10 protein-coding genes are annotated in these 14,849 nt (G+C 34.5%); 6 read left to right on the top strand and 4 right to left on the bottom strand.

Annotated elements, in window-relative coordinates; genetic code table 11:
• Together porV and porU are read right to left on the bottom strand one after the other, a co-directional pair.
• Positions 1 to 1,242, bottom strand: a complete 1,242-nt coding sequence (gene porV, locus DNU06_RS11640; protein ID WP_111063508.1) for a type IX secretion system outer membrane channel protein PorV — start codon at positions 1,240 to 1,242, stop codon at positions 1 to 3.
• 59 nt (positions 1,243 to 1,301) lie between these two features.
• Positions 1,302 to 5,147: a type IX secretion system sortase PorU gene (gene porU / locus DNU06_RS11645; RefSeq protein ID WP_111063509.1), complete on the bottom strand. Its 3,846-nt coding sequence runs from the start codon at positions 5,145 to 5,147 to the stop codon at positions 1,302 to 1,304.
• Between the two features lie 137 nt (positions 5,148 to 5,284).
• Here porU and DNU06_RS11650 point away from each other — a divergent pair, with 137 nt between their 5' ends.
• From DNU06_RS11650 to DNU06_RS11660, 3 genes are all read left to right on the top strand, one after another.
• On the top strand, positions 5,285 to 6,277 hold the full coding sequence (locus DNU06_RS11650) for a PorP/SprF family type IX secretion system membrane protein (RefSeq protein WP_111063510.1): 993 nt from the start codon (positions 5,285 to 5,287) through the stop codon (positions 6,275 to 6,277).
• Between the two features lie 69 nt (positions 6,278 to 6,346).
• The gene (locus DNU06_RS11655) at positions 6,347 to 8,410 is read left to right on the top strand and encodes an SUMF1/EgtB/PvdO family nonheme iron enzyme (RefSeq protein ID WP_111063511.1); all 2,064 of its coding nucleotides are present in this window, start codon (positions 6,347 to 6,349) and stop codon (positions 8,408 to 8,410) included.
• A 110-nt stretch (positions 8,411 to 8,520) separates the two neighbouring features.
• Positions 8,521 to 10,206, top strand: a complete 1,686-nt coding sequence (locus DNU06_RS11660) for a DUF4139 domain-containing protein (RefSeq protein ID WP_111063512.1) — start codon at positions 8,521 to 8,523, stop codon at positions 10,204 to 10,206.
• Here DNU06_RS11660 and DNU06_RS11665 read toward each other — a convergent pair whose 3' ends face one another.
• The gene (locus DNU06_RS11665) at positions 10,207 to 10,926 is read right to left on the bottom strand and encodes a lysophospholipid acyltransferase family protein (RefSeq protein WP_233503019.1); all 720 of its coding nucleotides are present in this window, start codon (positions 10,924 to 10,926) and stop codon (positions 10,207 to 10,209) included. It abuts the gene before it with no gap.
• Positions 10,927 to 10,969: 43 nt separating this feature from the next.
• Positions 10,970 to 11,422 carry an SsrA-binding protein SmpB gene (gene smpB, locus DNU06_RS11670; protein ID WP_111063514.1) on the bottom strand — a complete coding sequence of 151 codons (453 nt, stop codon included), beginning with the start codon at positions 11,420 to 11,422 and terminating at the stop codon, positions 10,970 to 10,972.
• A gap of 158 nt (positions 11,423 to 11,580) precedes the next feature.
• On the opposite strand from smpB, the gene DNU06_RS11675 reads away from it, so the two are divergent.
• The 3 genes from DNU06_RS11675 to DNU06_RS11685 all read left to right on the top strand — a co-directional run bounded on the left by DNU06_RS11675 (position 11,581) and on the right by DNU06_RS11685 (position 14,638).
• The gene (locus tag DNU06_RS11675; RefSeq protein ID WP_111063515.1) at positions 11,581 to 12,240 is read left to right on the top strand and encodes a DUF4290 domain-containing protein; all 660 of its coding nucleotides are present in this window, start codon (positions 11,581 to 11,583) and stop codon (positions 12,238 to 12,240) included.
• A 5-nt stretch (positions 12,241 to 12,245) separates the two neighbouring features.
• Complete coding sequence (gene murA, locus DNU06_RS11680; protein ID WP_111063516.1) at positions 12,246 to 13,550, top strand: UDP-N-acetylglucosamine 1-carboxyvinyltransferase; 1,305 nt, start codon at positions 12,246 to 12,248, stop codon at positions 13,548 to 13,550.
• 527 nt (positions 13,551 to 14,077) lie between these two features.
• The gene (locus DNU06_RS11685) at positions 14,078 to 14,638 is read left to right on the top strand and encodes a hypothetical protein (RefSeq protein WP_111063517.1); all 561 of its coding nucleotides are present in this window, start codon (positions 14,078 to 14,080) and stop codon (positions 14,636 to 14,638) included.
• Positions 14,639 to 14,849: the final 211 nt, after the last annotated feature.

The following is a 14,849-nucleotide window of genomic DNA, read 5'->3' on the forward strand; positions in this document are numbered from 1 at the left end:
TTAGTTTTCCCCTACTTTAGATGGTCCAGAATTATTATCACCAAATTTAAAGCTCAAAGAAAAACGAATGGTATTTGCCAATGGATTATTTTGTGTAACAGAAACTAGGTAAGAAAGGTCTAAACCAAAAGAGTAAGCTTTTAATCCTGCCCCAAATGTAATGTATTTTCTATTTCCTTTTACAGCGCTTTCATGAAAGAAACCTGTTCTAAACGCTAAGATATCACTGTACCAGTATTCAATACCACCACCAATATTAATCTCTCTTAATTCTTCAATAAAACGACTATTTTTCTCCACTTGGTACTCCCCATTTTCATCTTTATAATACAAACCTGGCGCATCATAAAAAGATTGTAACATACCACTTACCACCCCAACATTATTGTCTTTACCTGAAATAATTTCAGTAAGGTCATCAGGATTTCTAAATGGTGTAGTTGGTACCAATAATTTGTTAAAATCAACAGTAGCAGATATAGAATTATAGGCATCTAAATTTATTTTTAAAGCCGTTCCTAATCTTAAATTAGTTGGAATGAAATCACGATCTTCATTATCAGTATAAGACATTCTATTACCAATATTAGAAATAGCAGCACCAAAAGACAAAGTAGAATTAAAAGCACCCACGGTAATATCTGGATTCATATAAGAATAAGATAAATCTGTTGCTCCTGCTATACCTGCGCTTGCTATATTAGTACTGTTAGATACACCTCCGGTTAAATTAGAATAAATAAATTTTGCATTAATTCCAACCGCTGAATAATCTGACAATTTTAAAGCATACCCGCCTAATATCTCATATTCATTAGGATTAAATTCAGAAAGCGGTGTTCCGTTTGCACTAGTGAAAGAAATATTTCCCAATGAAAAGTAACGCAATGAACCACCAATTACTTGCCTTGACCCAATTTTTTTATAACCTGCTAAATAAGATAACTTAATATCATCTACAAGTCCTCTTAACCATGGAGAATAAGATAAAGAAATTTCTGCTTCTTCTTTTGAAAAAACTAATTTTGCTGTATTCCAATGGAATGAATTCGCGTCAGGTGTGGTTGCAGCACCAGCATCTCCCATTCCTCCTGATCTTGAATCAGGTGCAATAATTAAAAAAGGCACAGCAGTTGTAATCGTATTTAATTGAAACACTTTGCTATCGTCTATTATTTGAGAATGGGCAACAGATTCACTTATAAATATTAAGGCCAATAAGCCTATTATGTTTTTTTTCATTTTTTGTGATTAACAAGTTTACAAATATACGTCAAAATATTTTTTTTATTGTTGGCAGCTTATAAAATAACTAGTTTTTCTAATTTATCTGCCTTTTCACCCGTATCTGTTTCAATAGATAATCGATAAATATAAACACCTCTCCCAATTCTATCTCCAAAATCATCCGTGCCATCCCACACAATCCCATCCGATCGAAAAGCATTTGTATTTACGGTTTGGATAATACTTTTTACCAATTTACCCGACACAGTAAAAATTTCGATTTTTGCATCTAACTGGTTACAAACCTGATTGTGTTCAAAATAGAATTCTGTTCTATTTACAAAAGGATTTGGATAATTTAATAAATGACTAATTGCCACCTCTTCTTTTAATTTAACCTCAAACCTAATAGTTTCTACGGAGGAATTATTATTTACATCCCACACGGTAAACTTAGCGGAATGCTCACCGGGTTCTAAATTTAAAAATTGATACCTCACCTCTCCACTTTGATATGTATCTAGGTCGGCTTCATAGTAATTATTGAGTATAATAGGACTAGCTGTTTCCTCGTCAATCACTATAGAAATATCATGTCCAATCCCATTCCCGGTAGTGTTTATACCATTTTCGTCAGAGACTTTTGCTATAAACACTGGACTTTCATCTGTAATCCCCATATTTACGAAGTTTTCGTCATTCATAAATAAACCAACTTCAGGCCCAAGATTATCGACAATTCCATTAGGATCTACCCCCCCAATTACGACACTGCTATCAAAACCAATCTTTTGCACTTTATCTGCTTCTGCATAGTAGCTTAACTTCCCTTTACCATAGGCATAATTAATATCTTTAGGGACAATAAACGAGTATTTGAATTTACCATTTACAACGGTTGATTTTCCTTTATATAATTGACTCACTCTATCTTCAAATTCAATCTCAGGTGATTCTGTATCTTGACTTAAGGTTTTTCTAACAATCGCTTTATCATAGACAGTTGGGTATGCTATACCGTTAAAATTAGAAACCAAATTACCTGCATCATCCGTCACTTCCCCTTCAATTTCAATCCTACTTAAGGCTTTTAAGGTATCCGTAAAACTTCCTGCTGAAACACCATTAATTTTTGTCGTCCTAATATTCGGTAACGCCCTACCTAATTCTAATGCTGGATCCCCTAACAAGGTAAAATTCCGAATATTTTCATCTCCAGCGGTTAAGTTTTTAGAGCGACGAATAATTTCTCCTAACGTCAGTGGCTTATTATTTTCTAATTTAAAGAGATTAGAATAAAGATTCCTTACTAAATTACTATTGGTAGTAACATACACTAATCTTGTAGTGGTCAACAATGCAATAGCCCCGCCATAAGGCTGAATTAACATTATTTCACCTGCAGACACAAATTCAGGATCATCAAATCTACTAAACTCACAAGTAGCAGATACAAATAAGGTTAGTTTATTAATGTTAGTCCATTCTTGAATAGTAGGAATAGATAACACTCTTTCTGCAGTAAGTCCACTTTCACCACCATGTCCAACATAATTAGCGACCAATGCGCCTGTATTAATAATTTGATTGATGGCATTTTCTGCTTCAGGGTAACGTTGTCCTGAAGAGGTAGACTCTTGTTGAAACGCATCCAAATAAATTTTAACGACATTCATTTCTGGGTAAATATTCGCCATGGTATCTGCCAAACTTTCACAATCGTAAACAAACTTACCTTTATCTTCATCATCTGATATTAAAACCGAACGTGTCCGCCAATCACCAAGCGAACTTGCATAACCATTTTCATCACAACTTACACCCGCTGTATTACTATATAAACTTGAGCCATATTGCATATAATGTTGTATCTTATTCACAACATCTGTAGCCTCAGCCAAGGTAGAAACTGGAAACCGGCCAACTCCTACATCCATTAAATCATATTTACTCATAGATTCCAAATCATCTAATATTCCAAAAAAGTCATCCGAAGTATAAGAGCTAGTTAAGGTAATGTATGCGTCATTTGTCGTTGCACCAGGATCTTGGTACGTAGGTAATAAATTAGCTGCATCATTATCTTTCATTCTTCTCAAGGGATCATAAGAGCCATCTCCGAATAAAAGTAAGGAAGAAATCATTTCATTTGGATTACCATTAGCACGGTCGTAAAACATTTTTGCCATCCACCGTATCGCTACTGGATCAGCAATGCCGCTAGAAAATTCATTATACACTTTTTGAACATCCACTACCTGTACTTTTAAACCATTCGCACGGTGCAAATCAGCTAATCTATTTGCTTCAGAAAGTAAAGAAGCATGACTCACAATCAAGTAGTCTACTTGTTCACTCGCATGCAAATTTTGATTTTCAATAGCCCCAATACCGATAGGAAGGTAAGCTTGTGCGGCACTAAATACAGCAAATGTTCTTAAGCTATCTGTATTGACTTTATATTGTAATTGACTCCCTACTGTAGTGGTAGTAGCTTTTTTGATGTTAAAAGGATCTGTTACCTCCCAAACCCATGTTCCACTTGCAGGGCTTGAAATATTAAACGTGGTGATATCACCCGTACCTACACTAGCCCAATCTCTAACACGTATTTGACCTGCTGCATTCGACAAGCTTCTTCTATAATTTAATTGAATCGCATCCAACCATGCATTTGCCGAAGGATCACCATTTTGGTTAAAATTTAAATTAAATACAGTAGTACTACTACTCAAGCTAATACTTGCATCCAAAATATTTAGAATGGCTTTGGTATAGGCACCTGAAGTCTGCAAACCATCTACTAAACCAATAGTTTGACCGTTTAATAACACACTGATATTACTGGCTCCTGTTGGCGAATAAATTGCAGCTTTACATTTTAACAAGGCCGGACTTGAAGCAATATAACCTGGTGTAGGTAGTGTAAAATCTTGTGATTGATAAATTTCGAACGACTCCCCTAGCCACAAACGACTAGATTGCAATAAATTAATTGCATCACTTTCATAAAAGGCAACTTCATTAAAACTCGTACTTGTTTTATTTGCCACACCGCTTGCAGTGTTCAAGTTTTGGACTCTTTTCGAGGGCACACTTCCATCAATACCAATATAATAATAACTTAAACTGTCATAATCATTTAAAGTATAATTAAAACCAACACCATTTATATCCGTTTCTTTCATAGGACCAGTAGCATAAAAAAGAATATAATCATTCTCATTAAACACGTTGTCCCCTTCCCCTTCTATGTAAATGGCATTTTTCACCAAGTCATCTGGATGGTACAAATCATTATTAAGGGGTAATTCCGATTGATGATTACCATATATATTAATGTGGTTAGGATTTAGACTGGCTGTATTTATCCCCAAAGATTCTAGAAAACTTTTTGTTATTTTAAAAACACCAGATTTATTAACCCCCATTTTATACCAACTACCATTTTTTAGAACAGAATTTGCCGCATACACATGTGCCCTGTCCATATTGGTTGGAAGATCTGTATTTATTACTTTAATTTTAATGGTTTTAACTCTTTTCACGACACCATTTAAATTTACCAAAGGCGTAAAATTACTAGCCAGAAAATATTGCCCTCTCGATTTGCTAAATTGAATATCTAGTGCGGGAGAATCACTTAAAACCAAGCCGGTGAATATGGTATTATAAATCGTAGACTCGTAAGTTATGCCTACCAATTCATAAGTAAAAGATTGGTTCCCTCTATAATTCAAAGGTACCGTCTGATAAGCTTGCATTTGATGCGTTTCCTTATTAAAATCACAACTGGCACAAGCGCCTGTTCTTGCATCCCAATCCACCATTAGTTCCAAATCCGAACCTTGAGACAAACCGACAGAAAAACAGTTAATTAACCATGTAAATAAAAATAATAAGGAAAAACGAATCAACATTAGATTTAAAAATTTTAGAATTACTTTCTTAAACGGACAAAAATAGTTATTATTGCAGCTTAAATGTTATTTACCCCTTTTTTAATGTAACCCTATTTAAAGAAAAGCGTAATAAACAACAAACTAGAGTTATTCTAATGAAATTTAATTTTAAATACTTCATCTTATTTCTCCTCACTATTGTCACCTTTCACTTTAAAGGATTGGCGCAAGACCCTGTATTTACGCAATTTTACGCAAATCCTATCTATTTAAATCCTGCTTTTGCGGGTGCAAAAAACTGTCCTAGATTTGTAATGAGTCACAGAAATCAATGGCCTTCTATTTCTGGAGCTTATGTCACTAATAGTTTTTCTTACGATCAATATGTTGAATCCGTTAATGGTGGTATTGCTGTAATGGTAACCAACGATATGGCCGGAGGAAACACGATTAATTGGTCGACTTTAAATTTAGTATATTCTTATCATTGGAAAGTGAGTAGAAAATTTCAAGTTTTATTAGGAGCACAAGGGACTTGGAATCAAAAATTTATTAATTGGAGCGAATTAAGTTTTGGCGATCAAATTGATCCTAGAAGAGGGTTTGTATATAGAACAGGAGATCAGCCAAGAGGAAATGTATTAGATAACAACTGGGGGACTAGAGGATTTTTTGATGTATCAACTGGCTTTGTAGCTTACTCTAAAAACTTTTATTTTGGTGCGGCAGCAAAACACCTTAACCGACCACAAGAGTCCATGATTTTAGGAGATGCTAGAATGCCAATTCATTATACTTTCCACGCTGGATCAACCATTAATTTCCCTGGAGATTCACCATTCGGTGGTAAAACGTCCATTTCACCAAATATCATTTACACTTACCAAGATGGTTTTATGCAATTAAACCTTGGATTGTACTATAAATATTCTATCTTAACCGGCGGTATTTGGTGGAGAGAAGGAGACTCTTTCATCTTAACACTTGGTCTTGAGATGGATAGGTTTAATTTTGGGTATAGTTATGATATCACAACCTCCCCATTAACGAACAACAGTGGCGGTTCTCACGAACTATCATTGGGTTATGTATTAAACTGTAAAAAGAAAACAAAAAGATATAGGACAATATCATGTCCATCTTTTTAATTAAGTTTGTAACTAAATAAAAGTTTTAGATTATAAAGTAAAATTGATTTTATAATTAAATAGTAAAGTATGAAAAATTATAAATTTTTATTGATTGTCGTTTTAGCCATAGGAATTGCTTCTTGTGCTAAAGATAGATCAACAACTACTGGTTGGGAATTTAACAACCCTAAGATGGGTGGTTTCCAAAAGGTGCCTGACGTTGACCAAGAGACTGGTCCGGGTTTAATTTTAGTAGAAGGTGGTACTTTTACCATGGGTCGTTCAGAACAGGATGTTACCTATGAATGGAATAATACACCTAGAAGGGTATCTGTTTCTTCCTTTTATATTGACCAATTTGAGGTAACTAACTTCAACTGGTTAGAATATTTATATTGGATTAGAAGAACCTATGCAGAGTTTCCTATGATTTATAGAAATGCTTTACCAGATACAAACTGTTGGCGTTCTCCATTAGGTTATAACGAACCTTATGTTGAATATTACTTAAGACACCCGTCTTACCAAAACTATCCAGTAGTTGGCGTTTCTTGGAACCAAGCAAATGATTTTTGTAAATGGCGTACAGATAGAGTAAACGAATATATTTTAATCCGTGAGGGTGTACTTGTAATGAATCCTGATCAAGCAGGTGATCCATTTACAACGGAGGCTTATTTAACCAATCAGTATCACCCAGGAGATGGGAAAGAACGTAAGATTGATGATTTAAATCCTACGCAAGGATGGTCTGGAAAGAAAAAAGATTTAGGAACGCGTATCGTAAGAATGGAAGATGGTATTTTATTACCACGTTACCGTCTACCAACTGAAGCGGAATGGGAATTTGCTTATTATGGATTAATTGGATCAATGACTAACCCTGAAGATCCAGGTGTTATTGAAAATAAAAGAACTTATCCTTGGACTGGCCACTGGGTTAGACAAGATGAAGAAGAGTTTCAAGGAGATATTAGAGCCAACTTTATTAGAGGACGTGGTGACTATATGGGAGCTGCAGGTGCTTTAAATGATGCTGGTGATATCACTGTACCGGTGGATTCTTATTGGCCAAATGATTATGGCTTATACAATATGGCTGGTAACGTTTCTGAATGGGTAATGGATGTATACCGTCCTATGTCTTCGGAAGATTTTAATTCTTTTAGACCATTTAGAGGAAATGTATTTAAAACTAAAGTTTTAGGAAACAATGGTAGTATTGTGGAGAAAAACAGACAAATTTTATATGATGTACATGGCTTGAAAGAATACTTACACGAATTTGAAAGAATTAGATTCCAAAGAGTTTCTGCTAAAGATTATAATCCTGCAGATACAGTATTGAATAAAGGATCTAGAATGTATTATAAATCTAAAAATGATATTACTTACAATTCTGGTAAACCAAGTCAAGTGTTTATTTCCTCTGGAGGTTTAGATACAAACGGTAACTTTAAAGCCGGAATGTACGACCAAGAAATTTTAATCTTGCAAGAGATTAATAGAATTGTAGATAGAGCAATCAATAAAGAAAACAACCAATTCTCTATGGAGGCTTCTGAAATTATTCAGACTGAAATATTTGATGGTATTTTTGAAGGTGTATCTGACAATGCAAGTTTAGTATTAATTAGAGAAGATGAAATTGGTAACGAATACCCTATTGATATCATCCCAATGCTTAGAAAAGGAATGTCGGATTATATTTTAAATACACCAGGTAGATTAAAATGGAGAGACGTGACTGCAGAAGAAAACATCAACAGAAGAAACTATCAAAATTCTGATTACAAAAACTTCGAAGATGGTGACTTCCAATCTTCTTTATATTACGACAAAAAAGATGGTATGAAAGTAGACATCAACAACGGCGTAAGAGATGGAGACTTAGTGATGTACCAAAATAAAAACGAACAGTTCAACTTAAAAGGGGATTTAATTAAACCTAATAACAGAACCAGTTGGCCTACGACTTTGATTTCTGATAAATCAAGAGTTTACAAAGGTGGTTCTTGGAACGATAGAGCTTATTGGATTGCTGGTGGTAACAGAAGATTCTTAGACGAAGACCGTTCTTCTTCTATGATTGGATTCAGATGTGCCATGGATAGAATCGGTAGTCCTAAAGGATTAGGAAAATACAGATAAGTCTTTAAAATATTTTTTAAAAGCCCCGACGATACTTGTCGGGGCTTTTTTTTTGCATTAATCTGAACCTTTTCCCTCTTCAATGGTAGGCAAGTTAAATACTAAATACCATGAAAAATATATCCCTATTCCTACTCTGCTGCTTTCCGCTTTATAGCATGGCAGCCACTGAAAAAACTATTAAATCAACTATTCAAAAAGTAACCGTCTACCAACAAGGTGCGCAAATACACCGGAAAGCGTATTTCTCCATCAAAAGTGGGACAACAAAAATTATCCTAGAAGGTATCAGTCCGCAAATTGATCAAAAAAGCATACAAGTTCAAGGTACGGGAGAAATGACCATTTTAGATTCTAAATACACGGTTACATATCCCAAACCTATTCCACAAGGGACACTTATTCCTACTCCTAAAATGGACCGTGAATTATACCTATTAAATGACTCCATATTTGAAATTGATTATCTCATTATGGCAAATCAACATAAACTAAACTTAATTAATAGCCAAATTAGTATATTAACCAACAATGGCGCTATTAAAGGTATTGGCAAAGTAAACGACTCTATTCCATTATTGAGAGATGCCATGGACTTTCATTATTTAAAAATGAACACTTTAAATCTTGAACTACTATCCGTAACAAAAAGTCAAGCATTAATTCAAAAAACAAAAAACAGAATCAACCAAAGAATTAATGAACTCAATGAGTTTAAAAGAAAAACACAGTTTATACAACCCAAAAGCAATGCTGCTATTCATAAGCTTGTGGTAACCTTGATTTCACAAAACGGCACAAATGGCAGGTTAAACATATCCTACTTGGTGAAAGATGCTGGCTGGACACCTTTATATGATATCAGGAGCAATTCTACTAAAAGCAATGTAGATTTAACATATAAAGCACAAGTACGTCAAAACACAGGAGTAAATTGGGAAAACATACCACTTACCTTATCTACTACCAATCCGTATACTAATAAAACCAAACCTACATTATCGCCTTATTATGTAAATTTCAACCGTCCTGTTCCACCACAGTACAATTTAAATGAAGTACAAGTGAGTCCCACTAGAACTGGAAAAAAGATAAACCTTTCCAGATCAGAATCCATGGAAGAGGATGAAGTAGCTATATCCGCAGACTATGCTTATAATCACACGGTAATACAAAAACAATTGATAGCCGTTAATTACGATATTGGTTTACCATACACCATAGAATCTAATAACGAAGTGCACATGGTATTGGTCAGAAAAGAAAATTTAAAAACCGATTATCGTTTTTATACCGTCCCAAAATTAGACCCATCTGCTTACCTAATTGCAGAATTAAGCGATTTAGGGGATTTAAATTTAATACCTGGAAATGCCACCATTTTCCATGATGGAACATACTTGGGTGAAACGTACATTAACCCAAATACCATGGCCGATAGTTTGGCTTTAAGCTTAGGAAAAGATCAAAATATTCAAGTGAAAAGAACTTTATTAAAGGACGATTCCAAAACAAGAATAATTGGAGACAAAACCTTGCGTACTTATGCTTATTTAATTGAAATAAAAAACCAAAAATCGAGTACACTAAATATAAAATTACAAGACCAAATACCAGTTGCACAAACTTCAGAAATAACCATTGAAGCGATAGAATTATCTAAAGGTAAATTAAATGAAGTGACTGGGATTATAGATTGGAATTTAAAGTTAAAAGCCAAGGAAACAAAAACCATTAAATTAACTTACACTGTGAGTCATTCCAAAACGAAGCAATTGAATTTAGCGCAATACTAATTAAACATTCTCCTTTTTCGCTTGGTCGAAGAAGGAGAATTTTTCACTTTGTTCAATTTCATCCATCAACTTTTCCATAATTTGGTCAATATTCATATCTTCTTTAAACAAGATAGGTTCTTTAACCACCATTTTAAGGGTTGATTTTCTTTTTTTTGTCTTCAATCCTTTTTTATCGAATGCCCTTCTAAACCCATCAATAACAATAGGAACAACTACGGGGTTATGCTTTTTAATGATAAAAGCAGTCCCCTTTCTTCCTTTTACAAAAGGCTTAGTGGTTCCCTGCGGAAAAGTAATTAACCAGCCATCTTTCAAGGCCAAATCAATGTTATCAATTTCTTTTCTATCTACTTTTCTTCTCACATTTTCACCATTGGCTCTCCAGGTACGGTTAATAGTTACGGCACCAGAAAGGGCTAATAATTTTGGTAATAAACCCGACTTCATAGTCTCTTCAGCAGCGACATAATATATATTGTGCTTAGGGTTTATAAAACCAGGAAAAATAAGTGCATTAGGTTTATCATTTAATGCCGCATGAAAAACATGTAGAAAAAAAGCTACATCTGCAAAATAAGTTTGATGATTTGAAATAAATAACACATTTTTATCTGGTAGATTTTGTAAAACTTCCGCTCCTTTTATGTCAACTTTGTATAACCATCTAAACCTAGCGTATGCAATTGATCCCAATACCCGAATGATATTTTTTTTCACAAAAATACTTTGCCCAAAAATATTCTTTTTAAAAAGCGCCATATTATTTATACTTTTTCATTACACGATCTAAATCGCGTTTAACATCTTTCGTTTTTAAATCTTCTCGCTTATCGTGTAATTTTTTACCTTTCGCTAAATGAATATTAATTTTAGCAAGATTCTTAGAACTGATAAACAACTTGGAAGCCACAATGGTTAAACCTTTATCCTTGAGTTTCTTTTCCAGTTTTTTAAGTTCAATTTTCTTTAATAACAACTTGCGGTCTCTTCTTGGATTATGGTTAAAATAAGAACCATTGTCATATTCAGGAATAAACATATTTCTAATAAAGCACTCTCCATCTTGTAGTACGCAATACGCTTCCATGATACTTCCTTTTCCAGTTCTAATGGATTTTATTTCAGTCCCGGTTAAAACAATACCGGCTGTATAATCATCCAAAAACTCAAACTCAAATCTGGCTCTTTTATTTTTTATTTCAATTTTACCCATGTTCAGTTACAAATTTAATCGAAATACTCATTTTAGATAAGGAATTGTATTAATTTAAGTAAATATTACTAATAATACTGAATTATTAAAGTTCAAATGTTAGAAATCTTCCGCCAGAAAGCGCGTAATTATAGCTTAAAAATATGTATTTTTGAAATATGGAAAACACCCTTGATTTGGAATACAATACAAGTAGACCAAAAATGCAAATACCAGAATATGGCAGAAATGTTCAAAAAATGGTCGATTTTGCAATTACCATTGAAGATAGAACTGTAAGAAATAAAGTAGCTTTGGCTATTATTAACGTAATGGGCGAGTTAAACAAGCACCTAAGAGATAAAGAAGATTACAAACATAAACTCTGGACACATTTATTTATCATCTCTGATTTCCAATTAGATGTAGACTCACCATACCCATTACCCACCAGAGAGAAATTAGCTGAAAAACCTGCAAAGGTTGCATATCCAGTAAAAGACATTCAATTTGGTCATTACGGTAAAACCGTGGAAGACATGATAGCCATTGCAGCCGACAAGGAACCAAGTGAAGAAAGGGAAGCATTGATCAAAGTGATTGCTGAAACCATGAAACGTTTCCACCTGGCATACAATACAGATTCAATTGATGATGAAATTATATCTCAGCATTTAAAAAGAATCTCAAAAGGTAAAATTATTCTTACTGACGTCAGCTTTTTAACCCCTACAAAAGAAATTTTAAAGGATTACGATAGCCCAAAAAAGAACAATACGCAGCATAAGAATAGAAAGAATAAAAATAACAACAACCGTAACAACAGAAAAAGATATTAAGCCATATGGGTACATTCGAAATTCGAGGAGGGACATCATTAAAAGGGGAGTTGACACCACAGGGTGCAAAAAACGAAGCATTACAAGTGCTTTGCGCAGTTTTATTAACAGGAGAGAAAGTTACGATTTCAAACTTGCCTGATATTATTGACGTCAATAAATTAATTAACCTATTACAAGTGATGGGTGTTAAAATTGAAAAAGTAGAACGTGGTACCTACGTTTTTAAAGCCTCGGATATTGACTTAGCCTATTTGGATACGGAAGATTTTGCAAAAAGAGCTGCAAGCTTAAGGGGATCCATCATGATTGTTGGACCATTACTCGCTCGTTTCGGAAAGGGATTGATACCTAAACCGGGAGGAGATAAAATTGGCAGAAGAAGGCTGGACACCCACTTTGAAGGATTTGCCAAATTAGGCGGGAAATTCAATTATAACCCAAAAACATTTTTTTATACCGTAGAGGCAAAAAAATTAGTCGGCACCTATATTCACCTCGACGAGGCTTCTGTAACTGGAACAGCTAATATTTTAATGGCTGCAGTATTGGCTAAGGGAGAAACTATTATTTACAATGCTGCCTGTGAGCCTTATTTACAACAGCTGTGTAAAATGTTGAACAACATGGGGGCTAAAATCACTGGAATTGGCTCTAACAAATTATATATTACAGGTGTTAAAGAGTTAAAAGGTTGCTACCATAGGGTATTGCCTGATATGATTGAAATTGGTAGTTTTATTGGACTTGCCGCCATGACCAAATCTGAAATCACCATCAAAGATGTGGCTTATCCAGAGCTAGGAATCATACCTAACGTCTTTAAGAAATTAGGCATACAAATGGAATTGCGCGGAGACGATTTATACATTCCTAAACAAGAAAGTTACGAAGTAGACACCTTTATTGATGGTTCAATTTTAACCATTTCTGATGCGCCTTGGCCAGGGTTTACACCCGATTTATTAAGCATTGTGTTAGTGACCGCCATTCAAGCAAAAGGATCTGTTTTGATTCACCAAAAAATGTTTGAATCTAGATTGTTCTTTGTCGATAAATTAATTGATATGGGCGCACAAGTAATTTTATGTGATCCACACAGAGCAGCTGTAATTGGCTTAAACCAACAACAACCCTTAAGAGGAATCAGTATGACTTCTCCGGATATTAGAGCGGGTGTTTCTTTATTAATTGCTGCCTTGTCAGCAGAAGGCACATCAACCATTCACAACATTGAACAAATTGATAGAGGGTACCAAGACATTGATATTCGTTTAAACAATTTAGGTGCCGATATTAGAAGGCTGTGATGTTAGATGCTAGACACTAGACAAAGTACACAGTATTTCCCTCCTTGAGGCGCCGTACTGAGCTACGCCGAAGTGAGGGACTATGGGAGGTGATAAATTAATTGTTAGACGCTTGATACTAGACGCTAGAAGCTAGAGCCTAGACAATAGACAAAGCACACAGTATTTCCCTCCTTGAGGCATGTACTGAGCTATTGCCGAAGTGAGGGCCCCGATAGCTATCGGGGATGGGAGGTGAAAAATTAATTGCTAGAAGCTAGAAACTAGACGCTAGATACTAGAAGCTAGATAAAAATATCAAGACATAAATAAGATAAAAATGTTATGCGCTCGTATAGTTAAACCTTTTTAATTACGAAAGCTGACACCCAACTCCGGAGCTATCAAATAACAAAAACTATTCACTAATTACTATCTACTTTTTCAATTTTGAATGATTTTTCAACTATATTTCAACCACTATTGACTATTGACTATTGACTATTGACTATTGACTATTAACTAAAAATTAGTAAATTAGCAATTGAATGTTAAAAATTGCAGGACTCATATTGCTACTATTTACGCTTGGGAATCTTTCCGCCCAAGAAATATGTAACAATGGCATTGATGATGATGGAGATGGCTTGGTTGATTTGTTAGATGAAGAATGCTCTTGTATTGTAAAAAGAGATATTATTCCAAACCCTTCCTTTGAAATTTGGATGTCTTGCGTTTCAAGTAATATTTATGGCCATAATAATGTTTTGAATTGGGAAGTAAGTTCAGGAAATTTTTATGTTTACAGCTTATGTCATCCTAACACTATAGGTGCACCTACCTTAATTCCAACCGTTCCAGATGGTATGAATTTTATACATTTTCACATTTCAAATGGTAACACTTTGTCTAATCAAATTCAATATGGAGCAATGGCCGCGAGCGTTTGTCTTACTGATAGTTTATTCGCAAATCGTACTTACATTTTAAAAATAAAAGGGAACCATTATCATAGTCAGGGTTACCAGTCCATGCCAACACCAATTACCATTGAACTATTTGGCAGACCGACATGCTCTCCAAACGTAACACCTACTAACCAATATTGATCCCAATTGGCAACATTTATCTTCAGACACTTTTAGCGTTGCACCTAATAATTGGGAACAGTTTGACTTAGTTTTTACTCCGACTGTGGATATGACATCAATATCAATCACTGGCTTAACGCATGCAGTATCATCAACGCAAGACAATGGTTACAACTTGTTTATTGATGATTTAGAGCTATTTGAAATCCTTATCCCCGACACTATTACT

The sequence above is a fragment of the Putridiphycobacter roseus genome (assembly GCF_003234935.1).
Classification (GTDB): domain Bacteria; phylum Bacteroidota; class Bacteroidia; order Flavobacteriales_D; family Crocinitomicaceae; genus Putridiphycobacter; species Putridiphycobacter roseus.

Bases quoted from the DNA above. Each gene is read 5' to 3' on its own strand.
- porV (WP_111063508.1), bottom strand. From the start codon at position 1,242: ATGAAAAAAAACATAATAGGCTTATTGGCCTTAATATTTATAAGTGAA.
- DNU06_RS11650 (WP_111063510.1), top strand. From the start codon at position 5,285: ATGAAATTTAATTTTAAATACTTCATCTTATTTCTCCTCACTATTGTC.
- DNU06_RS11655 (WP_111063511.1), top strand. From the start codon at position 6,347: ATGAAAAATTATAAATTTTTATTGATTGTCGTTTTAGCCATAGGAATT.
- DNU06_RS11685 (WP_111063517.1), top strand. From the start codon at position 14,078: ATGTTAAAAATTGCAGGACTCATATTGCTACTATTTACGCTTGGGAAT.
- DNU06_RS11660 (WP_111063512.1), top strand. From the start codon at position 8,521: ATGAAAAATATATCCCTATTCCTACTCTGCTGCTTTCCGCTTTATAGC.
- smpB (WP_111063514.1), bottom strand. From the start codon at position 11,422: ATGGGTAAAATTGAAATAAAAAATAAAAGAGCCAGATTTGAGTTTGAG.
- murA (WP_111063516.1), top strand. From the start codon at position 12,246: ATGGGTACATTCGAAATTCGAGGAGGGACATCATTAAAAGGGGAGTTG.
- porU (WP_111063509.1), bottom strand. From the start codon at position 5,147: ATGTTGATTCGTTTTTCCTTATTATTTTTATTTACATGGTTAATTAAC.
- DNU06_RS11675 (WP_111063515.1), top strand. From the start codon at position 11,581: ATGGAAAACACCCTTGATTTGGAATACAATACAAGTAGACCAAAAATG.